This window comes from Actinophytocola oryzae (assembly GCF_004364325.1).
GTDB lineage: Bacteria > Actinomycetota > Actinomycetes > Mycobacteriales > Pseudonocardiaceae > Actinophytocola > Actinophytocola oryzae.
Genome location: NZ_SOCP01000013.1, coordinates 119,897 through 138,505 on the forward strand (window position 1 = coordinate 119,897; position 18,609 = coordinate 138,505).

Annotated in this window: 21 protein-coding genes; 8 read left to right on the forward strand and 13 right to left on the reverse strand. The window is 70.1% G+C overall.

Annotation, left to right across the window (positions count from 1 at the left end; translation table 11 throughout):
* Positions 1-14 precede the first annotated feature (14 nt).
* The 6 genes from CLV71_RS31055 (at position 15) to CLV71_RS31080 (ending at position 3,706) form a co-directional block, all read left to right on the forward strand.
* Positions 15-623: a LysE/ArgO family amino acid transporter gene (locus CLV71_RS31055; protein WP_133906430.1), complete on the forward strand. Its 609-nt coding sequence runs from the start codon at positions 15-17 to the stop codon at positions 621-623.
* A 49-nt stretch (positions 624-672) separates the two neighbouring features.
* The gene (locus CLV71_RS31060; RefSeq protein WP_133906431.1) at positions 673-1,122 is read left to right on the forward strand and encodes a fluoride efflux transporter FluC; all 450 of its coding nucleotides are present in this window, start codon (positions 673-675) and stop codon (positions 1,120-1,122) included.
* Positions 1,119-1,475: a fluoride efflux transporter CrcB gene (crcB, locus tag CLV71_RS31065; RefSeq protein WP_133906432.1), complete on the forward strand. Its 357-nt coding sequence runs from the start codon at positions 1,119-1,121 to the stop codon at positions 1,473-1,475. Before CLV71_RS31060 ends, crcB begins: the two co-directional genes overlap by 4 nt.
* A 20-nt stretch (positions 1,476-1,495) precedes the next feature.
* Positions 1,496-2,221, forward strand: a complete 726-nt coding sequence (locus CLV71_RS31070) for a thymidine kinase (RefSeq protein ID WP_133906556.1) — start codon at positions 1,496-1,498, stop codon at positions 2,219-2,221.
* A gap of 247 nt (positions 2,222-2,468) precedes the next feature.
* Positions 2,469-2,813 (forward strand): RNA polymerase-binding protein RbpA, encoded by a 345-nt coding sequence (locus CLV71_RS31075; protein WP_133906433.1) that lies wholly within the window; start codon positions 2,469-2,471, stop codon positions 2,811-2,813.
* 182 nt (positions 2,814-2,995) lie between these two features.
* A complete protein-coding gene (locus CLV71_RS31080; protein WP_133906434.1) occupies positions 2,996-3,706 on the forward strand; it encodes a chitinase in 711 nt (236 codons plus the stop codon).
* Between the two features lie 50 nt (positions 3,707-3,756).
* Here the strand turns inward: CLV71_RS31080 and CLV71_RS31085 are convergent, their stop codons facing one another.
* From CLV71_RS31085 to CLV71_RS31095, 3 genes are all read right to left on the reverse strand, one after another.
* Positions 3,757-4,503, reverse strand: a complete 747-nt coding sequence (locus CLV71_RS31085; protein WP_133906435.1) for a polyprenol monophosphomannose synthase — start codon at positions 4,501-4,503, stop codon at positions 3,757-3,759.
* A gap of 50 nt (positions 4,504-4,553) precedes the next feature.
* Positions 4,554-6,029, reverse strand: coding sequence for an apolipoprotein N-acyltransferase (gene lnt, locus CLV71_RS31090; RefSeq protein ID WP_243866819.1), 1,476 nt, complete (start codon positions 6,027-6,029; stop codon positions 4,554-4,556).
* 925 nt (positions 6,030-6,954) lie between these two features.
* Positions 6,955-7,344, reverse strand: coding sequence for a DUF5313 family protein (locus tag CLV71_RS31095; RefSeq protein WP_133906437.1), 390 nt, complete (start codon positions 7,342-7,344; stop codon positions 6,955-6,957).
* Between the two features lie 49 nt (positions 7,345-7,393).
* On the opposite strand from CLV71_RS31095, the gene CLV71_RS31100 reads away from it, so the two are divergent.
* Positions 7,394-7,867 (forward strand): MarR family winged helix-turn-helix transcriptional regulator, encoded by a 474-nt coding sequence (locus tag CLV71_RS31100; protein WP_133906438.1) that lies wholly within the window; start codon positions 7,394-7,396, stop codon positions 7,865-7,867.
* Here CLV71_RS31100 and CLV71_RS31105 read toward each other — a convergent pair.
* The 3 genes from CLV71_RS31105 to CLV71_RS31115 form a co-directional block, all read right to left on the reverse strand.
* On the reverse strand, positions 7,831-8,496 hold the full coding sequence (locus CLV71_RS31105) for a response regulator (protein ID WP_133906439.1): 666 nt from the start codon (positions 8,494-8,496) through the stop codon (positions 7,831-7,833). The two genes, CLV71_RS31100 and CLV71_RS31105, sit on opposite strands and share 37 nt — an antisense overlap.
* Positions 8,497-8,854: 358 nt before the next feature.
* Positions 8,855-9,976: a sensor histidine kinase gene (locus CLV71_RS31110; RefSeq protein ID WP_166664321.1), complete on the reverse strand. Its 1,122-nt coding sequence runs from the start codon at positions 9,974-9,976 to the stop codon at positions 8,855-8,857.
* Between the two features lie 8 nt (positions 9,977-9,984).
* Positions 9,985-10,335 (reverse strand): hypothetical protein, encoded by a 351-nt coding sequence (locus tag CLV71_RS31115; RefSeq protein ID WP_133906441.1) that lies wholly within the window; start codon positions 10,333-10,335, stop codon positions 9,985-9,987.
* 90 nt (positions 10,336-10,425) lie between these two features.
* Here CLV71_RS31115 and CLV71_RS31120 point away from each other — a divergent pair, with 90 nt between their 5' ends.
* Positions 10,426-10,785: a VOC family protein gene (locus CLV71_RS31120; protein ID WP_133906442.1), complete on the forward strand. Its 360-nt coding sequence runs from the start codon at positions 10,426-10,428 to the stop codon at positions 10,783-10,785.
* Here the strand turns inward: CLV71_RS31120 and CLV71_RS31125 are convergent.
* The 7 genes from CLV71_RS31125 to kdd form a co-directional block, all read right to left on the reverse strand.
* Positions 10,782-12,830, reverse strand: a complete 2,049-nt coding sequence (locus CLV71_RS31125) for an AMP-binding protein (RefSeq protein WP_133906443.1) — start codon at positions 12,828-12,830, stop codon at positions 10,782-10,784. The genes CLV71_RS31120 and CLV71_RS31125 overlap by 4 nt on opposite strands.
* Before the next feature lie 89 nt (positions 12,831-12,919).
* Positions 12,920-13,390 carry a GNAT family N-acetyltransferase gene (locus CLV71_RS31130; RefSeq protein ID WP_133906444.1) on the reverse strand — a complete coding sequence of 157 codons (471 nt, stop codon included), beginning with the start codon at positions 13,388-13,390 and terminating at the stop codon, positions 12,920-12,922.
* 16 nt (positions 13,391-13,406) lie between these two features.
* Positions 13,407-13,817: a 3-aminobutyryl-CoA ammonia lyase gene (kal, locus tag CLV71_RS31135; protein WP_208297832.1), complete on the reverse strand. Its 411-nt coding sequence runs from the start codon at positions 13,815-13,817 to the stop codon at positions 13,407-13,409.
* Positions 13,814-14,545 (reverse strand): lysine 5,6-aminomutase subunit beta, encoded by a 732-nt coding sequence (kamE, locus tag CLV71_RS31140; RefSeq protein ID WP_133906445.1) that lies wholly within the window; start codon positions 14,543-14,545, stop codon positions 13,814-13,816. The genes kal and kamE overlap by 4 nt, the downstream gene beginning before the upstream one ends.
* The gene (gene kamD / locus CLV71_RS31145; RefSeq protein ID WP_133906446.1) at positions 14,542-16,110 is read right to left on the reverse strand and encodes a lysine 5,6-aminomutase subunit alpha; all 1,569 of its coding nucleotides are present in this window, start codon (positions 16,108-16,110) and stop codon (positions 14,542-14,544) included. Before kamD ends, kamE begins: the two co-directional genes overlap by 4 nt.
* Positions 16,110-17,543 carry an amidohydrolase gene (locus CLV71_RS31150; protein WP_133906447.1) on the reverse strand — a complete coding sequence of 478 codons (1,434 nt, stop codon included), beginning with the start codon at positions 17,541-17,543 and terminating at the stop codon, positions 16,110-16,112. The genes kamD and CLV71_RS31150 overlap by 1 nt, the downstream gene beginning before the upstream one ends.
* Positions 17,540-18,571: an L-erythro-3,5-diaminohexanoate dehydrogenase gene (kdd, locus tag CLV71_RS31155; protein ID WP_133906448.1), complete on the reverse strand. Its 1,032-nt coding sequence runs from the start codon at positions 18,569-18,571 to the stop codon at positions 17,540-17,542. Before kdd ends, CLV71_RS31150 begins: the two co-directional genes overlap by 4 nt.
* Positions 18,572-18,609: the final 38 nt, after the last annotated feature.

Here is an 18,609-nt window from a genome sequence, read left to right on the forward strand (position 1 = left end):
CTAGCCTCGGGGACGTGAGAGATGTCCTGCTCGCGGCCATCGCTGGGTTCGGCACCGGCCTGTCCCTGATCGTCGCCATCGGCGCGCAGAACGCGTTCGTCCTGCGGCAGGGCATCCGGCGCCACGGCGTGCTCGTCGTCGTGGCGATCTGCGCGCTCTCGGACGCGGTTCTCATCGCGCTCGGCGTCGGTGGCGTGGGTGCCGTCGTGCTCGCGTTCCCCACCATCCTCACGGTCGTCGGCATCGCGGGCGGCGCCTTCCTGCTGTGTTACGGGTTCCTGGCCGCGCGCCGGGCGTTCCGGCCGTCGGCCATGGACGTCACCACCGCGCCGGGCGGCAACCGGGTCGTGCTCACGTGCCTGGCGCTGACCTGGCTGAACCCCCACGTCTACCTGGACACGGTGCTGCTGCTCGGCACGGTCGCGGCCCACCGGGGCGACCTGCGGTGGGCGTTCGGGGCGGGTGCCGCGGTCGCCAGCCTGTGCTGGTTCGCCGCGCTGGGGTTCGGTGCGCGCCTCCTCACCGGCTTCTTCGCCCGCCCGTCCTCGTGGCGGCTGCTCGACGGCCTGGTCGCCGCCACGATGGTCACCATCGGGGTGACCCTCGTGGCGGGTGCCGCCTGATCGCCGCACCGGGCGCGCGCGTTCACGGCGGTTGGGGTAGGAAACCGGTGTGCAGGTGCCGACGGACCCGGATGTCGATCTCCACGACCCGCGACAGCGGCGGGAGCTGACGCCCACGCTGCTGGCCGTGATCGCGTTGGGCGGCGCGCTGGGGGCGGTGACGCGTTACGGGCTCGCCGAGGCCATCCCGGACGGGCCGTTCGCGATCTGGGTCGTCAACGTCAGCGGCTGCCTGCTGATCGGCGTGCTGATGGTGTTCGTGACCGACGTGTGGCCGGCCCAGCGGTACGTGCGGCCCTTCCTCGGGGTGGGCTTCCTCGGCGGCTACACGACGTTCTCGACGGCCATGGTGGACGTGCGGGACCTGACCGAGGCGGGTCGCGCGGGCCTCGGCCTGCTGTACCTGGGCGGCACGGTCCTCGCGGCGGTGGTCGCCGTGGCCGTCGGCTGGTACGCCACACGCGCGCTCGTGGTCCGGCGGCAGGCGGCCGCCCGATGACCGTGCTCCTCGTGGCCGCCGGCGCGGCGGTCGGCGCGCCGCTGCGCTACCTGCTCGACCGCGCCGTCCAGCGCCGACACGAGTCGGGCTTCCCGTGGGGCACGCTGACCGTGAACGTCCTCGGCTGCCTCGTCCTCGGCGTCCTGGTCGGCCTGCCCGTGGCCGCGCCGCTGTCCTCGCTGCTGGGTGTCGGGTTCTGCGGGGCGCTCACCACGTACTCGACGTTCGCCTACGAGACGCTGCGGCTGCTGCAGAACCGGACCTACCTGCTGGCGGTGCTCAACGTGGTCGTGAGCCTGCTCGCCGGTCTCGGTGCGGCGTTCCTGGGCACCACGGTCGCCGCCGCGCTATAGGGTGTCCTGCCGTGGAACCGATGCCGCTGCTCAGCGACCCGACCGACGCACTCTCGTCCGTGCCAGCCGCGGGCTCACGGCGGGCCACGCCCGTCGTGGGGCACCTGCGCTTCTACTACGGGCCGATGGACTGCGGGAAGTCCACGCTCGCTCTGCAGGTCGACCACAACCAGGCGCGGCAGGGCCGCAAGGGCCTCCTGCTGGTGCACCACGACCGGTCGGGGAAGCCGCAGATCAGCAGCCGGATCGGGATCACGCGCCAGGCGCTGGAGGTGCACGGCGAGGTCGACCTGCGCGACCTCGTGCGAGCGAGGTGGGCCGAGGGCACGCGCGTGGACTACCTGATCGTCGACGAGGCGCAGTTCCTCACGCCCGCGCAGGTGGACCAGCTGGCGGAGCTGGCCGACGACGTGCAGGTCGACGTGTACTGCTTCGGCATCGCCACGGACTTCCGCAGCAGGATGTTCCCCGGTTCGCGGCGGCTGTTCGAGCTGGCCGACGACCTGGAGCCGGTGCAGGTGGACGTGCTGTGCTGGTGCGGGCTGCCCGCAAGGTTCAACGCGCGCGTGGCCGACGGCGTGGTCATGAGGGCAGGCGACACGGTGCTCGTCGCGGACACGGACCGTGAACTACCCGATTCCGCTCCCCCGGCTACCGTCCGTTACCAAGTGCTGTGTCGGCGCCACTTCCGCGTCGGTGATCTCGGTCCGGCGGTGGCAGGCCGCGGCCAGCTCAGCTTCGCCTGAGGGCCATCCTGGGGAACCCTTTCCCCCAAGTGGGGGACGTCCTAGAGCAATACGCGGAGTCGCGCGTCACGAACATGTTTGAGTCATGTCTCTACGGTGGAAGCTATAGAAGCAGGGGTTGCCGCGGGTCACCGTGCGCGACGGAGTGTGGCGGGTGGGAACGTTTTGACGCGCTCTGACGTTGCACATGGTGAGCACCACCCTGGCTCCAGTGTGGGCACTGTGAGCCGAACGAAAGGACGTCGCCATGGCCGACCGTGTACTCCGTGGAAGCCGACTTGGCGCGGTCAGCTACGAGACAGATCGTAACCACGACCTCGCCCCACGGCGGACGATCCGCTACGCATGCCCCAAGGACCACGAGTTCGAGGTCCCCTTCTCCGATGACGCCGAGGTGCCGTCGATGTGGGAGTGCCGGCTGCACGGTACCCCATCGAAGCTCATCGACGGGACAGAACCCGAGACCAAGAAGGTCAAGCCCCCACGGACTCACTGGGACATGCTGCTCGAACGCCGGACCATTCCGGAGCTCGAGGACCTGCTCACCGAACGGCTGCAGGAACTGAAGGTGCGCCGCAGCCGCTCCGCCTAGACCAGCCCTCCCGCGGGCACACACGTCGGATGCCACACCGGTTCGCCCGGTGTGGCATCCGACGTTTTCGGGCCCTTCCCGCAACCACGACTTATCTGGTCTAGACCTATGTCTTGACTGGTATGGACCAATGCTGGGATGGTTGGTGACACTCCGAAGCGACCCTGCCCCGAGGAGTGACCATGAGGAAGACCAAACTGCTGGTGACGCTCGCGTTGCTGGCCTCCCTGTTCGCCGCGAGCACCACCGTCCCGGTGGCCGCCGCGCCGAGACGCGCGTTCGTGGTGTCGCAGGCGCAGTTCAACCAGATGTTCCCCAACAGGAACTCCTTCTACACCTACAGCGGCCTGACCTCGGCGCTGGACAGTTTCGCCGCGTTCGCCGGGACCGGCAGTGACACGATCCGCAAACAGGAGGCGGCGGCGTTCCTCGCGAACGTGCACCACGAGACCGGCGGCCTGGTGTACGTCGTGGAGCAGAACCAGGCCAACTACCCGCACTACTGCGACTGGAGCCAGTCCTACGGCTGCCCCGCGGGCCAGTCGGCCTACTACGGCCGAGGACCCATCCAGCTCAGCTGGAACTTCAACTACAAGGCGGCAGGCGACTACCTGGGCATCAACCTGCTGAACGACCCGTGGCAGGTGCAGAACAACGCGGCCGTCTCCTGGAAGACGGCCCTGTGGTACTGGATGACCCAGCGCGGACCGGGCACCATGACGCCCCACGACGCCATGGTCAACCAGCGCGGCTTCGGCGAGACCATCCGCAGCATCAACGGCTCGCTGGAGTGCAACGGCGGCAACCCCGGCCAGGTCCAGAGCCGGGTGAACAACTACACCCGGTTCGTCGGCATCCTGGGTGTCCCGGCGGGCGGCAACCTGTCCTGCTGAGCGGCGCGGTGCACGGGGGCGGCGTCCGAGTCGCCCCCGTGGCGTCGTGATCAGCGCTTGAAGACGGCCTTCACCTGGTCGCGGCGGCGACGCAGGCCCCACTTCGTGACGCGGATGAGGGCCTCGCGGATCACGTCGACGCCCATCTTCGAGACGCCGAACTCGCGTTCGGTGAAGGTGATCGGGACCTCCACCACCGTGAAGCCCGCCTCGATGGTGCGCCAGCCCAGGTCGATCTGGAAGCAGTAGCCGCGGGAGGCCACGTTGTCGAGGCGGAGCTTCTGCAGGGCCTCGCGGCGGTAGGCGCGGAAGCCCGCCGTCATGTCCTTGACCCGAGCGCCGAGCGCGAGACGCGTGTAGGTGTTGGCACCCCACGAGAACAGGTACCGGTGCTTGGGCCAGTTCACGACCCGGCCGCCGGGGACGTAACGGGAGCCGATCGCCAGGTCGGCGTCGTCCAGCGCGTCCAGCATCCTCGGGAGGTCCTCCGGCGCGTGCGAGCCGTCGGCGTCCATCTCGACCAGGACCGCGTAGTCGCGCTCCATGCCCCATGCGAAGCCCGCGACGTAGGCTGCGCCGAGGCCGTTCTTCTCCGTGCGGTGCATGACGTGGATGAGCTCGTCCGCCGAGGCGAGCCGGTCGGCGATCTCACCGGTGCCGTCGGGGCTGCCGTCGTCCACGATCAGGGCGTGTGCCTTCGGCAGTGCGGCACGTAGCCGGCTCACTATCCGCTCGATGTTGTCCCGCTCGTTGTACGTCGGGATCACCACGAGCACCGGCTCGAGCTGCTCCGCCATTCGTCACCCTCCTCGCCGGCACGCCTTTCGCGCCGGTCACTTCCTGTCGGTCAGTTGCTTGCCCTGCCACGCCGCCGCACGACGATCCCGATGGCGAGCGCGACGAGTCCCACGGCTGCCATGGCCCACTCCGGGGCGGGCCCCAGTTGGTCCGACAGCGTAGTCGTCGACCGTAGCGGTACCCGCTCGACCAGTGCCGCGTCGGTGAACATGCCCGTGGACTGGGTCACAGAACCGTCGGGGCGGATGAACGCGCTCACCCCGCTGGTCGCCGCGACGGCCACCGTCCTGCCGTGCTCGACGGCGCGCACGCGGTCCATCGCGAGCTGCTGGTAGGTCATCTCGGTGTAGCCGAAGGTCGCGTTGTTCGTCGGCACGGCGAGGATGTTCGCACCCTTCACCGACTCGCGCACCACGTCGTCGAACGCCACCTCGTAGCAGGTCGCGAGGCCGACGCGGGCGTTCGCCATACTGAAGTCGACGGCCTTGTCGCCCGGCACGAACTGCCCGGCACGGTCCACTTCCGAGGTGAAGATCCGGAAGAACGACCGCCACGGCATCGTCTCGCCGAATGGCTGCAGTTTGCGCTTGGTGTACTGCTCGACGGGTCCGTTCTGCGGCGTCCACAGCAGCATCGTGTTGCGGGGCAGCCCGTCGTCGCCGACGAGCACCGAACCGACCGCGATGGGTGCCTTGATCGCCCGGGCGGCGTCGTCGATGCGCGACCAGGCGTCCGGGTTGCGGTAGGGGTCGATGTCGGAGGAGTTCTCGGGCCAGATCACCAGGTCGGGCTGCTCGGCGCGGCCTGCCTTGATGTCCCGGGCGAGCCGCTCGGTGCGTGCGACGTGGTTGTCGAGCACCGCGCGCCGTTGGGAGTTGAAGTCGAGCCCGGCCCTCGGCACGTTGCCCTGCACCACGGCCACGACCGCGGTGCCGTCGTTGGCGTCGGTCCCCACCAGCGGCAACGCCCCGAACGCGGCGACCACGGGGAGCAGGAAGGCCAGCGCGGGCGCCACCAACCGTCGAGGCTGCCGGTCCAGGACGAGCGTGCGGACCAGGGAGGCGAGCCCGAACCCACACATGGCGACGGCGAGCCCGATCAGCGGTGTGCCGGCCACCGCGGCGAGGGGAAGGAAGATGCCGTCGGGCTGGGAGAAGGCGAGGCGGCCCCAGGGGAACCCGCCGAAGGGGAAGAGCGACCGCAGGTACTCCCCCGCCGTCCAGACGAAGGCCGCCCACACCGGCCAGGCGGGCAGCACACTGACGACGGCGATCCCGGCGCCGGCGAGGCCCAGGAGCGCGGCCTCGGCGAGAGCGAGCGGCAGCCAGGCGACGACGCCCACGAACTCGCCGGTCCACGCGAGCAGGGGGACGAAGTAGCCGAGGCCGGCACACAGCGTGTAACCGAACCCGGCGCGGGCACGGCGGCCGTAGATGACGGCGCCGAGGATCGCGATCCCGACGGGGGCGAGCCACCAGAGCGTGCGGGGCGGGTTGCCGAGGTAGATCAGGACACCCGCGCCCACGGAGAGAAGGACACGCAGAAGGACGTTTCGCCAGGCAGGCGCACGAACGTCCGTTTTGTCGGACACTGCCGGCTCGTCCGACGAGACTGCGGGTGCGATCACCCGACAAGCGTACGGCGTCGGTTGTTCACTGCGTGTTTCAGCCGGACTCAGCGGGTGGGGGGTTCGGCCGGCGGCCGGTCGGCGCGGCGTTGTCAGGACGGTGGCCAGTTGCGGAGGGTGGTGTCGGCCATTTCCTGGAGTTGGTCGCGACCCACACCATTGGCGGCCTGCACGGCGATACCGGAGGTCAGGACGGTGACGTAGCGGCGAGTAGCGCCGGGTTGGTACACGAGGGCGGGCCGCCGTCGTCGACGGCGCGCTGGAACCGCGCCCGGATGGCGGACAGCCGTTGTCACGGAAGGCGACGGGGAGGTCGCGGACGCCGTGCCCGGAGTCGCTGGTGGCGAGAGTCCAAGCAGGCGCCGGGGCCTGTCGGGCGGGTGGTGGTTAGAGCAGTGTCGGCGAGGATCGGTGGCGACGCCGAGGGCGGTCGCTCGTCGAGGGCGGTCGGCTCGCCGAGAGCGTCCAGGTGAGGTAGGCGCCGGGCCTCCGGTGCAGCGCTCCAGGGCCTTGCGGAACAACGCCTCTCAACCCGCGACGGCCTGTCGCGAGTAGCCACGTCGTCGACGGGATCGACCGAGTGATGGGCTGGCACGCGGATACCGAAAGTCGCCGTTCCGGCGCTCGCAGGGCCCGCGACAGCGAGGAACGCCGGCAGGTCTGCGCGCCACCCGCTGCCGGGCCGTGCCTCAGCAGTTCGCGCGGACGGAGCCCCGCGGTCCGTCCGTTCGGTCAGTCCTGCGGCACGCCGCGGTGGGATGACACTCTGGCAGCGCGTGATGAGGACCAGCAGCGTGCCGATCCCCAATGGCCCGTTCTGGGGTCAGGGGTTCGGGGTGCGGAAGTTGGCGGCGTAGCGGGCGCGTTCCTCGGCGTCGCGGTCGGCGTTTCGGGATTCTCGGGTGGCTCTTGCTATGCCGTGGGCGTAGCCGTGTTTGGCTGCTCTCAGTTCGCAGCTTTCGTCCACGTACGACAGGGAGAAGTAGACGCCCACGATGGCTACCAGCAGGATCATCGCCAGTTTCAGGCCGAGGGGGCCTGGGACCAGCAGGCAGCCTGCCGCTATCGGGGCGAGCACCACACAGCCGCGCGCCGCGTGGCGTAGGGCCCAGGTCTTGGCTGTCACGTCGTGCAGTACCCAGGGCGCCAGGTTGGCGGGCAGTCTGCCGCCGACCGCGTACCACAACCACTGGGCTGGGTTTGGTCGCTTCATGCTTCGTAGCCTAACATTTAGTACACTAACTGTTGAGGTGATCTGAGCCATGCCATCCGTTGATCTCGGACCTGACCCGCTGGCGTTGGACCGGCAGGTCTGCTTCGCCCTGTCGCTTGCCTCGCGGAGTGTCATCGCCATCTACCGGCCGCTCCTCGAGCCCCACGGGCTGACCCATCCCCAGTACCTCGTGCTGCTCGCGCTCTGGGATCGAGCACCCCGCACCGTTCGCGACATCGGTGAGACGCTTCGGCACGAGCCCGCCACGCTCTCGCCCATGCTCAAGCGGCTCGAGGCCCTCGGGTACATCTCTCGGGCCCGGGACCCCCGGGACGAGCGGGCGCTGTCCGTCGACCTCACCGACAAGGGGGTCGAGCTGCGGCGCGAGGCCGAGAAGATTCCCTATCGGGTGGTCGAGGCCCTGGGAATGGAGCTGTCCGAGCTGGAGCAGCTGCACGCCGCCCTGTCGCGGGTGCTCGCCGCCACTCAGAAGACGCCCGGCGACACCAGGCCCGTCTCGTAGGCGACCATCACCGCCTGCGCCCTGTCGCGGATGCCCAGTTTCAGGAAGATGCGGCTGACGTGGGTCTTGATGGTCTGTTCGGCCAGGGTCAACCTGGTCGCTATCTCCGTGTTCGACTCTCCTCTCGCCACCCACACGAGCACCTCTCGCTCGCGTGGGGTCAGTACCTCCAGTGACGGTGGTGTGCTCGCCAGCGCGGGCCTGCTGGCGAAGTGGGCTATCAACCTGCTGGTCACCACCGGGTCCAGCAGCGACTCCCCTGCCGCCACGACTCGCACCGCCGCCACCAGCTCCTCCGGCGTCGCGTCCTTGAGCAGGAAGCCCGACGCACCCGCTCGCAGTGCCGCGTACACGTAGTCGTCGATGTCGAACGTGGTCAGCATCAGTACCCGGGCCCTGGTGTTCGCCAGGCGTCTCGTTGCCTCCACGCCGTCCATCACCGGCATGCGGACGTCCATCAGGACCACGTCCGGGGCGGTCCTCACACATACCTCCAGCGCGGCCTGGCCGTCGGCGGCCTGACCGACCACCTCGAGGTCGGCCTGCGCGTTCAGCAGCGCGGCGAAGCCGGCTCGCACCATGTCCTGGTCGTCGACCACGACGACCTTGGTCGCGTGTTCGAGGGTCATCGGTGCACCCCGCGATACCAGTCATGCCGAACGTGCTCAAGACCTGGGGTGACCTGGTCAAGGCACGGGTGGCCGCCACCAACCAGCTCGCGGCGCACGACCGTCCGGACGCGACAGCCGCGTCGGCCGGGGTCGCCCCAGTCACTGAGCCTTCCGGCGTGGACCGTCCACGTGCCAGTCGCGACCTGGGCCGCGCCTGGATCCGCGTCGTGGGGCGCTGTCGGCAGAACCACCCGTCCTACGACCCCGCCCTGCACGGCGACGCCGAACGCCTCGTCACACAGCCCACCGCCACACGGCCTCGGCCGTTGCCCTGGCCACGACTTCGACCTCGGCCACGGGGGTGGTACGCGGGGTGTCACAGCGGTAGCTCCGCCCTTACTCGCCAGCCTTCGGCCGGTTGGTCCACTTCGAACTTTCCTCCCAGCAGTGTCGCTCGTTCTCGCAGGCCCACCAGACCGTGGCCGCCCCGGGGGGCGGGTTTCGGCGGTACGGGCGGGCGTTCGTTCGTCACCTCTATGTGCAGGGTGTCGTTCGCTCTGGTGATGTCCACGGTCGTCTTCGCGTTGCCGGCGTGGCGGACCACGTTGCTCAGGCCCTCCTGCACGATCCGGTACACGGCCAGCTGCGTGACCTGCGGCAGGTCCTCTGTGTCCGTCTCCACTCTCAGGGTCACCGGGGTGCCTGCCGTCGTGATGCGGTCGACCAGCGCCGGTAGGTCCGCGAGTGTCGGTTGTGGGGTTCGGTTCGGGTCCTCGCTCTCGTCGCGTAGGGCGGACAACAGGCCTCGCAGCTCGGACAGGGACGCCCTCGCCACCTTCGCTATCTCGGTGAACTCGGTCGCCACCGGCTCCGGGAGGTCCTGGTGCCGGAAACGGGCCGACTCGGCCTGGACGGTGATCATGGACATGTGATGGGCCACCACGTCGTGCAGTTCGCGGGCTATGCGGGCGCGCTCCTCCACCACCGAGCGCAGCTCGCGCTCGGCCGCACTGACCTGGCGTTCCTCCGCCAGCTCGACGACCATCGCGCGGCGGCCGTGCACGAAGTCGCCGATGATGATCGCCAGGCCGCACGCCGCCGTGGCCACCGCCGCGGACTGCCAGTCGCTGTGCTCATTGCTCATGAGCAGCAACGACACGACGAGCTGGATGCCGAACATGACACTCGACAGCGTCCGGCGGCCCAGTGTGGCGACCAGTCCGGCCGTCGCCGCCAGGGACCCGATGCTGCTCACCGCCCACGGCCACGGCTCGGATGACGACACCGGGATCGTGATCGACGCCGTCATGAACACGGCGACCAGCTCGATGACCCACGCGGCGACCGGCCACCGGTAGATCACCAGCGGGACCACCCGGAGGTAGGCCAGCACGATCGCCATATCGGTGTGCGTCGCGTAGTGCTGGACCAGGTCGAGGAACCCGAGCACCAGCAGCGCGGCCACGGTCACCCACAGGCCGAGGCGGCGGATCGTCACGGCGCCCATTAGACCGCTTCGACGGGCGCCCTGCCGTTCAGGCGGCGGATCACGGCCATACAGATGACCTGCATCCCGAGCGCGGCCATGGCGTGGATGAACCAGGCGCCGATCAGCGTCGGGCCACCCCAGGCGTTGTGTAAGAGCGGGTCCGAGGTGAACGGGTGGCCGAGTGCGCCGATCGCGTCGGGGCGCAGGGGGTACAGCCAGCTGAACCACACCAGGAACACGATGAGTGCCGCGAACGGGAACGCGGCCAGCGACCAGGCGCGGGGCCGGAAGCCGAGGCGGGCAGCCAGTCGGCCGCGGCCGGGGAGGATGTCGAGGGCGTAGAGGAGGTGGGATGCGGTGTTGTTCATGGCGACTACGTTATGCAGGGGAGGGCTACGAAGCGTCACACTGTGGAGCCAACCTGCACGTAGTACTGGGGTACTACGACAATGGCCGACATGCTACGAGTGGGGTCCACGGTGCTGGGGGTGTCCGACGTCCGGCGCGCCGTCGAGTTCTGGGGCCGAGCCATCGGCTACGTGCCGAGGGACAAGGAGATCGACGAGACCTGGGTGGTCCTCGTCCCGGCGGACGGCGTCGGCCAGAACATCTCCCTGATGCGCAGCGACACCCCGGTCCAGGAGAGACCACGCGTCCACCTGGACCTCTACGCCTCGGAACCCGACAGGGAGATCGACCGGCTGATCGAGCTGGGGGCGTCGAGGGTCGACTGGCCCGACTACCCGCCGAACGCCGACTTCACCGTGCTCGCCGACACCGAGGGCAACCGGTTCTGCGTGATCGACAAGAGCGCCTAGCTCTCCGTCATGAGGTGGCGCCGGACGACCTTCCCGGTCGCGTTGCGCGGCAGGGCACTCACGAAGATCACGTCACGCGGCACGGCGAACCTCGGCAGGTGCGCGTGCACGTAGTCCCTGACCACGCCGGGAGTGATCGCCGCCCCCGGCCGGGGCACGACGTAGGCCGCGAAGCGCTGCCCGAACTCGCGGTCCGGCACCCCCACCACGGCGGCGTCCATGACCTGCGGCAACGTCAGGATCAGCTCCTCGACCGGACGCGGGAAGACGTTCTCGCCACCCGAGATGATCATGTCGTCGTCCCGGCCGGACACGAACAGCCTGCCGTCGGCGTCGAGGTAGCCGCGGTCGCCGGTCACCATCATGTCGGCGTAGACCAGGTTCGTCCCGCCACCCGTGTAGCCCTCGAACAGCATGTCGTTGCCGACGCAGATCCGGCCGACGACCCCGGGCGGCACCGGCAGACCGGTGGCGTCGACGATGCCGACCTTGGTGCCGACCGGACACCGGCCCGCGGTCGTCGGTGCCGCCTTGAGGTCCTCCGGGTCCGCGATGCTCGCCCAGGAGACCTCGGTCGACCCGTACAGGTTGTAGAGGACGTCGCCGAACTCCGCCATGAACGCGTTGACCAGCGACGACGACAGAGAAGCACCGCTGGAGGCCACGATCCGCAGCGACGACGTGTCGTAGTTGCGGATCACCTGGCGCGGCAGGTCGAGGATGCGCCGCAGCATGATCGGCACCACGATCAGCGAGGTGCAGCGGTGCTCCTCGATCGCGGCGAGCGTGGCCTCCGGGTCGAACTTGCGGTGCAGCACCAGCTTCGCGTGCAGCGGCATGCCGATCTGCAGCGCGCCGAGGCCCCACGTGTGGAACAGCGGCGCCGCGATCATCATCCGTTCGCCCGCCTGGAACGGGATCCGCGACAGCAGGGCGGCGGCCGTGCGCATGCCGTGCGGGTTGCGCCGCCGCGCGCCCTTCGGGTTGCTGGTGGTGCCCGACGTCAACACGATGATCTTGCCGGGTGCGGAGGGTGCCTTGATCCGTTCCGGCGACGAGTCCTCGACCAGCCCGTCGATGGTGATGTCGCCCGGCTCGTGCCCCCAGGTCAGTACCCTGACCAGCGACGCGGGCAGGTAGTGCATCAGTGGCAGGAACTCCTCGTCGACGAGGACCGCCGCGGGCCGGTGCGTCATCACCGTGTCGCGAACCTGGTTGGCCGACAGGCTCGTGTTCAGCAGCAGCACGCTCGCGCCGAGCTTCCCGCACGCCACGGTCGACTCGATCATGCCTGCGTGGTTGCGGCACATGACCGCGACACGCCTGCCCTGCCGGACTCCCAGCTCCGCGAGACCGTTCGCGAGGCGGGTCGTGCGCTGGTCGACCTCCTCGAAGGTGAGCGTGCCGAGCTCGTCGGAGATCGCCGCCAGCTTCGGGAACCGCATGCGCATGGCGCGGTAGCCGCCCGCGACGGTCGCACCCCACTTGGCCAGCACGTTCAGCTGCCGCAGCATCTTGTCCGGACGGCCGGGCGTCAGCACCCCGGCCCTGGTCAGGATCCGTGCGACCGTCAGCTGCGACTGACTCTGCGCGGCCTGGTCGATCCCCTTGCGGGACGAGGTGATCGCGATGCCCGCGAGGTGGTGGTGGAACAAGAGGAACGCCTTGCGGACGCGCTTGCGCAGCCAGGTCGCGGAGATCCCGGCGTCCACGTTGGGCAGCGACACGGACAGCTGCACCTCCGTGCGCTCGCCGTCGAGGGAGGTGAACCGCAGGGACACGTGCCCGCCCGGCCAGCGGTCGCTGACGATCACGAAGTGCTCCTGCGGCCGTTTGACCAGCACCTCGATCTCGTGGCGCACGACCGGTCCCCGGTCGACGCTGAACCGCACCTCGTAGCGACCGGCGTCGGTGGGTCCGATGTGCTCACACCAGGCCACCTCCGCGACGAACCGTGGATAGCTCTCCAGGTCCGTCAGCAGCGTCCACACCTCATCGAGAGGGTGGTCGAGGACTTCTGTCACCTCAACGAGATCGGTCGCCATGCTCCTCCGTCCGCGGGGCGAACGCCCGGAGCTAGTGTTACTAGCAGCATGCTCCATTCGGAGCAAGACCCGGTTCCGTGACGTGGACCTTATAGTGCGCGAACGAGCATTTCGGTGAGCACCCCGGGGTCGCTCTCGAGCGGCTCCCTGCGTCCCGTCGGCGCGAACCCGTGGCGCAGGAACAGTCCCCGGGCCGCGTCGTTGCCGTCCGCGACCCGGAGCACCACGCTGGACCAGCGGTTCTCCTTCGCCCACCGGAACACTTCGGTGACCAGGGCGTCGCCGACGCCGAGACCGCGGTGGTCGGGACTCACCCACACGGAGATCAGCATCGGTGTGTCCGGCTCGGACAGGTACAGGCCCGCGAGCCCGGCGGGGCCTCCGGCGTGGACGGCCACGACCCACAGCGCGGTGTCGAGCCTGCGCCGCCAGTCGGCCTCGTCGGACGCAGCCTCGCCCGCCAGCGTCGAGCCGTAGGCGTGGGGGGCGTCGGCGAGGGCCGCCAGCCGCACCTCGCACAACGTCCGCCAGTCGTCGCCAGTCAGTCGTATGACTTCCATGCCGGTCGACGATAAGTCAGGAGCCGGCCGCGTCGCCCCCGGTTTTCGCCGGGACCACGATCGTGGCGGTCGCCCTGGTCGCGACGACGGGCGGGTCGAGCACGTCCGCGGCGGACGGTCCGCGTTCCGGTGCCGCGCGGCAGAGGACGCGGGCCTCGAACGACAGGTCCCGGGAGCGGGTCCCAATACGAGTGACCGACGCGGTCACCTCGACCACGTCACCGGCCTGGATCGGCGCCAGGAATTCCACTTTCGAGTACCCGGCGAGCAGGCTCTCGTCACCGTCGGTGTGGATGGCGAGGTCCGTCGCGACGTCGCCGAACATCGCCAGCCCGTACGCGCCGTCCACGAGGTTCCCGCCGTAGTGAGCGTGCGCGTAGGGCACATATCGCCGGTGTGTCACCGAGAACCCGACCTCGAGACTCACTTGACCTCCTTCATCGCGTGCACCAGGTACGAGGCCACCTCACCAGGCGTGGTGCCCCGGCCGAACACCCGGTCCACGCCGAGTTGGCCGGCCATCATCGGGTCGAACCGAGGGCCGCCCGCGATCAGGACCGGCCGCCGGTCCCCCATGGCCTCGCGGAAGGCGGCCGACATCTCCTGCGTGTTGAGGATGTGCGCGTCCCGCTGGGTGACGACCTGGGACACCAGCACCGCGTCGGCCTTCTCCGTGCGGGCCCGTTTCACCAGCTCGGGGACGGTCACCTGGGCGCCGAGGTTGACCACGCGCAGCTCGCGGTAGTACTCGAGGCCCTTCTCGCCCGCGAAGCCCTTGATGTTGAGGATCGCGTCGATGCCGACCGTGTGCGCGTCGGTGCCGATGCAGCCGCCGACCACGACGAGCTTGCGGCGCAACGACTTCCGGACCTCGCCGTTGACCTCGGACGGTGAGAGCAGCGGGTACTCGCGTTCCACGACCGTGACCGCGTCCAGGTCGACGACGTGCTTCACCGAGCCGTAGACCACGAAGAAGGTGAAGTCGGTGCCGATGCCGTGGGAGTGCACGACCATCGCGGGCTCGATGCCCATCTTGTTGGCGAGCTGCAGGGCCGCGCCCTCGGCCTTCGGGCCGGGTGGTACCGGAAGGGTGAACGACGTCTGGACCATGCCGTCACCGGTAGTGTCGCCATACGGCCGTACGGAATTGGTCATGTCGTCGCCCCGGACTCGAGGAGTTCCGACGCGGGGTTGCGGTAGGCGTCGGCCTTCTCGATCACTCCGTCGGCGCCCTTTCCCTTGTCCGGCGGGCGTTTCATGAGGCCGAAGGTGCCGTCGGCGATGGCGTCGAGCAGGCCGTCGCGGACGATGCGGTCCAGCAGGTCGACCGCCTCGCCGAGCACCTGGTGGGCACGCTTGGCGATGAAGCCGCCGGGTGCCGGGTGGAAGTCCTCCCGCAGGCCCGCTGCCGCGTTGAGCACGTACTTGACGTTGCGGATCGCGAGGTCCCGGTCGGACAGGAACGGCGTCACGACCGCCTCGGTCATCATGCCGACGAGCAGGATGGACTGTCCGGTGAGAACACCCGCGAGGTTGAAGAACCCGTCCAGCAGGTGGCCGAAGAACACGTCGCCGGTCATGTGCTTGGTGGGTGGCATCCACTTGAGCGGCGCGTCCGGGAACAGCTCCCTGGCCAGCAGCGCGTGCGCCAGCTCGAGGCGGAACGACTCGGGGACCGTCGGGTTGATCTCGAAGGCGTGGCCGAGGCCGAGTAACTCGTCCGGCAGGCCCGCCTCGTGCGCGAAGTGCTCGTTGAGCAGCTGTGACACGGTGACGGTGTGCGCGGCGTCCACCGCGTCGGCCGTGGTGAGGTAGTTGTCCTCGCCGGTGTTGATGATGATGCCCGCCCGGGCGTGGACCTGTCGGGAGAACCGCTGGTCGACGAAGGTGCGGATGGGGTTGATGTCGCGGAACAGGATGCCGTACATGGAGTCGTTGAGCATCATGTCCAGGCGCTGCAACCCCCCGAGCACGGCGATCTCCGGCATGCACAGGCCGGACGCGTAGTTGGTGACGCGGATGTAGCGGCCGACCTCCCTGGACACGTCGTCCATGGCGCCGCGCATGATGCGGAAGTTCTCCTGGGTGGCGTAGGTGCCCGCGAAACCGTGGTGTGTCGCGCCTTCGGGCACGTAGTCCAGCAGGGACTGTCCTGTCGAGCGGATGACCGCGATGATGTCGGCGCCGGCACGGGCGGCGCTCGCGGCCTGGACGACGTCCTCGTCGATGTCGCCGGTCGCGACGATCAGGTAGATCCACGGCCGCTGCGGCGGGTCGCCGAGCCTGGCGACGAGCTTGTCGCGCTGGGCGCGGTTGCGGTCGACCGTGCGCAGTCCCTTCGCGACCGCGGTGCGCGCCGCCTTGGCGGCACGGTCGGCGGCGCGGCGGTCGGGGATCCGGTACTGGATCTGGCCCGCTGCGGTGGCCTCCGCCAACTCGGTCAGCGAGCCGAGGTCGTGTTCCCGCATGGCGTGGAAGGCCGGGACGACGACGCCGTGCTCGAGGCCGCAGTGCTCGCGGACGGTGTCGACGACGCGGTTCACCCACGGCACGTCACCCGCGCGGTGGCCGGAGTCGGCGCCGGTGATGCCCGCGAGGCGCAGGGTCGCGCGCTCGACGGCGACGGTGGTGTGCGCTTTGGCAATACGCACGACTGGTTCCGCGGCGCGGGCAGCAAGCTCACGCGCGGTCGCGACGACGTCGGGATCCAGGTCGAGCATCACGGCACCTCGTAGATCGTGTGGCCGGCAAGGACTGTGCGCAGGCAGGTCTCGTCCCGCCAGACGGCGAAGGTCGCGGGCGCGCCCACGTCGAGCATGCCGCCGGTCTCGCGGGCCGCCGCCCAGCCGCCGACCGTGTGCGCGGCGAACGCGCGGTCGCGGTCGAGGCCCTGGCGGGGCGTGCGGTGCTCGACCGCGGCACGGACGGCGGCCCACGGGTCGAGCGGGGTGACGGGTGTGTCCGAGCCGAACGCGAGGGTCACGCCCTCCTCGACGAGCGTCGCGAGGGGGTTGAGGGCGCTGCCCCGGTCCGGGCCCAGCCGCTCGGCGTACATGCGGTCGCGCCCGCCCCAGGTGGCGTCGAACAGCGGCTGCACGGACGCGACCACGCCGAACCCGGCCAGCACGCCCGCCTGCTCGGCCGTGACCATCTCCAGGTGCTCCAGGCGGTGGCGGGCTGCGGCGAGTGTCGACTCCCCCACGACCTCCGCCGCCAGCGTGAACCCGGCCACGACCTCGGCGACGGCGGCGTCGCCGATCACGTGGAAGCCGGCCTGCGTGCCCGCCTCGGTGCAGGCGACCACGTGCTCGGCGATGCGTCTCGCGTCGTGGTAGAGGGCGCCCCTGGTGTCCGGGCGGTCGGTGTAGGGCTCGCGGAGCGCGGCGGTGCGGGAGCCGAGCGCGCCGTCGACGAACAGGTCGCCCGCGAGGCCGGCGACGCCGGCGGGCGCGGCGCCGAACGCACCCCAGTAGCCGATCACCCTTGGCAGGTCACCTGACCTGCCAAGCAGAGCCGCCAGGTCGTCGGCGCCGGAGATGTCGGGGCCCGCGCACTCGTGGACGCAGGCGACGCCCATCGCGGCGGCGTGGCGGAGGAACGCCAGCTGCGCGGCCTCCCGCTGGTCCGGGGTGATCGACGCGAGGGCCGCGCGGCGGACGTCGTGGTGGGCGTCCCTGGCGAGCGGGCCGTCGTCGGTCCAGCCCGGCCGCGTGCGGGCACTCGGGGCGAGGTCCACGAGCGCGGTGGACACGAGCGCGGAGTGCACGTCGATCCTGGACAGGTACACGGGCGTGCCGCCTGCCACGGCGTCCAGCTCGGCGCGGCTGGGTGGGCGGTTCTCCGGCCAGCGGGTCTCGTCCCAGCCGTGGCCCCACAGCAGTACGTCCGTACCGGCCCGTTCGCGGACGCCGTCGAGGAGGTCGGACAGCGACTCGGCCGCCGTGAGGTCGAGGCCGGTGCGCAGCAGGCCCGCCGAGGTGGCGTGCACGTGGGCGTCCACGAACGCGGGCGCCACGTCGGCACCACGCAGGTCGACCGTATTGGTGGCCTGACCGGGGAAGTCGCGGCCGAGCCAGGTGACCCGGCCGTCCTCGACGGCCATGGCGGTCGCGTCGCCGCCACGGATCGCGGCGTTCGTGTACAGCGTGGTCATGGTGTCGCAGTCTGCCGTTCGCGCTGCTCGAACAGCTCGCGCACGCCTGGCGTGGCGCGGAACAGGTCGAGTGCGAAGTCCGCGTGGCCCGGCACGAAGCCGTTGCCGACGATCATGCGGACGTCGGCGGCCAGGCCCTCCGCGCCGAGGGCCGCTGCCGAGAACGACGTGGCCATCGAGAAGAACACGATCGTGCCACCGTCGGCGGTGGCCAGGACCGCGCCGTGTTCGCAGCCGGGCACGTCGACGCACACGATCGTCACGTCGACCGGCGTGCCGACCGCCTCGGCCACCGCGACCGGGTTCCGCGCGTCGGCGACCACCACCTCGTCGGCGAGCCCGGCGGCACGCACGGCTGCCGCCTCGGACTCGGTCGGCACCAGCGCGACCAGCCTGCCCGCACCCGCACGGCGGGCCGAGGCCAGCGACAGGCTGCCCGACTTGCCGCCCCCGCCGAGTACCAGTACGGATGACCCGGAACGGGCCTCGCGGACGACCCGGTCGGTGAGCGCGGGTGCCCCGCACACGTCGAACACGGACAGCGCCAGCTCGTCGGGCAGGTCAGTGGGCAGTACAGCCGCGATGGAGCGGCCGAACAGGATCGCGGTGCCCCGGCACGGCACCTGCTCGCTCTCCCCCGACCAGTCGGCGAGCCCGTCGTCGATCCGCAGCGGGGTGAGCGTGAGCGACACGAGCGTAGCGACGCGGTCACCGACGGTCAGCCCCAACGGGGATTCCGACCCGACCGAGCGAACCGTGCCGAGCAGCATTCCCCCTGATCCGGTGACCGGGTTGTGCATCTTGCCGCGCTCCTCGACGATCCCGGCCACCGCGCGGCGGACCGCGTCGGGTGAGCCGTGCTCCTCGCGTAGCTGACGGAAGGACGCCGCGTCCAGGTTGAGCCGCTCGACGTCGATCAGGACTTCATCAGGCCACAAGCGTGCCTCTGCCGACAGTCGCCACGCTTGCTGGGGCAGGACCCCGGCGGGCTCTAGCACGCGATGCAGTCCGTAGGGGGAGGACGACACGACACCTCTTCCGTAGGATTTACGTCAGCACTACATTC

What these genes read in the sequence shown, in the direction of transcription:
- crcB (WP_133906432.1), top strand. Translation starts at nt 1,119, where the DNA reads ATGACCGTGCTCCTCGTGGCCGCCGGCGCGGCGGTCGGCGCGCCGCTG.
- CLV71_RS31070 (WP_133906556.1), top strand. Translation starts at nt 1,496, where the DNA reads ATGCCGCTGCTCAGCGACCCGACCGACGCACTCTCGTCCGTGCCAGCC.
- CLV71_RS31075 (WP_133906433.1), top strand. Translation starts at nt 2,469, where the DNA reads ATGGCCGACCGTGTACTCCGTGGAAGCCGACTTGGCGCGGTCAGCTAC.
- CLV71_RS31080 (WP_133906434.1), top strand. Translation starts at nt 2,996, where the DNA reads ATGAGGAAGACCAAACTGCTGGTGACGCTCGCGTTGCTGGCCTCCCTG.
- CLV71_RS31085 (WP_133906435.1), bottom strand. Translation starts at nt 4,503, where the DNA reads ATGGCGGAGCAGCTCGAGCCGGTGCTCGTGGTGATCCCGACGTACAAC.
- CLV71_RS31095 (WP_133906437.1), bottom strand. Translation starts at nt 7,344, where the DNA reads ATGAAGCGACCAAACCCAGCCCAGTGGTTGTGGTACGCGGTCGGCGGC.
- CLV71_RS31100 (WP_133906438.1), top strand. Translation starts at nt 7,394, where the DNA reads ATGCCATCCGTTGATCTCGGACCTGACCCGCTGGCGTTGGACCGGCAG.
- CLV71_RS31105 (WP_133906439.1), bottom strand. Translation starts at nt 8,496, where the DNA reads ATGACCCTCGAACACGCGACCAAGGTCGTCGTGGTCGACGACCAGGAC.
- CLV71_RS31115 (WP_133906441.1), bottom strand. Translation starts at nt 10,335, where the DNA reads ATGAACAACACCGCATCCCACCTCCTCTACGCCCTCGACATCCTCCCC.
- CLV71_RS31120 (WP_133906442.1), top strand. Translation starts at nt 10,426, where the DNA reads ATGCTACGAGTGGGGTCCACGGTGCTGGGGGTGTCCGACGTCCGGCGC.
- CLV71_RS31125 (WP_133906443.1), bottom strand. Translation starts at nt 12,830, where the DNA reads ATGGCGACCGATCTCGTTGAGGTGACAGAAGTCCTCGACCACCCTCTC.
- CLV71_RS31130 (WP_133906444.1), bottom strand. Translation starts at nt 13,390, where the DNA reads ATGGAAGTCATACGACTGACTGGCGACGACTGGCGGACGTTGTGCGAG.
- kamE (WP_133906445.1), bottom strand. Translation starts at nt 14,545, where the DNA reads ATGACCAATTCCGTACGGCCGTATGGCGACACTACCGGTGACGGCATG.
- kamD (WP_133906446.1), bottom strand. Translation starts at nt 16,110, where the DNA reads ATGCTCGACCTGGATCCCGACGTCGTCGCGACCGCGCGTGAGCTTGCT.
- CLV71_RS31150 (WP_133906447.1), bottom strand. Translation starts at nt 17,543, where the DNA reads ATGACCACGCTGTACACGAACGCCGCGATCCGTGGCGGCGACGCGACC.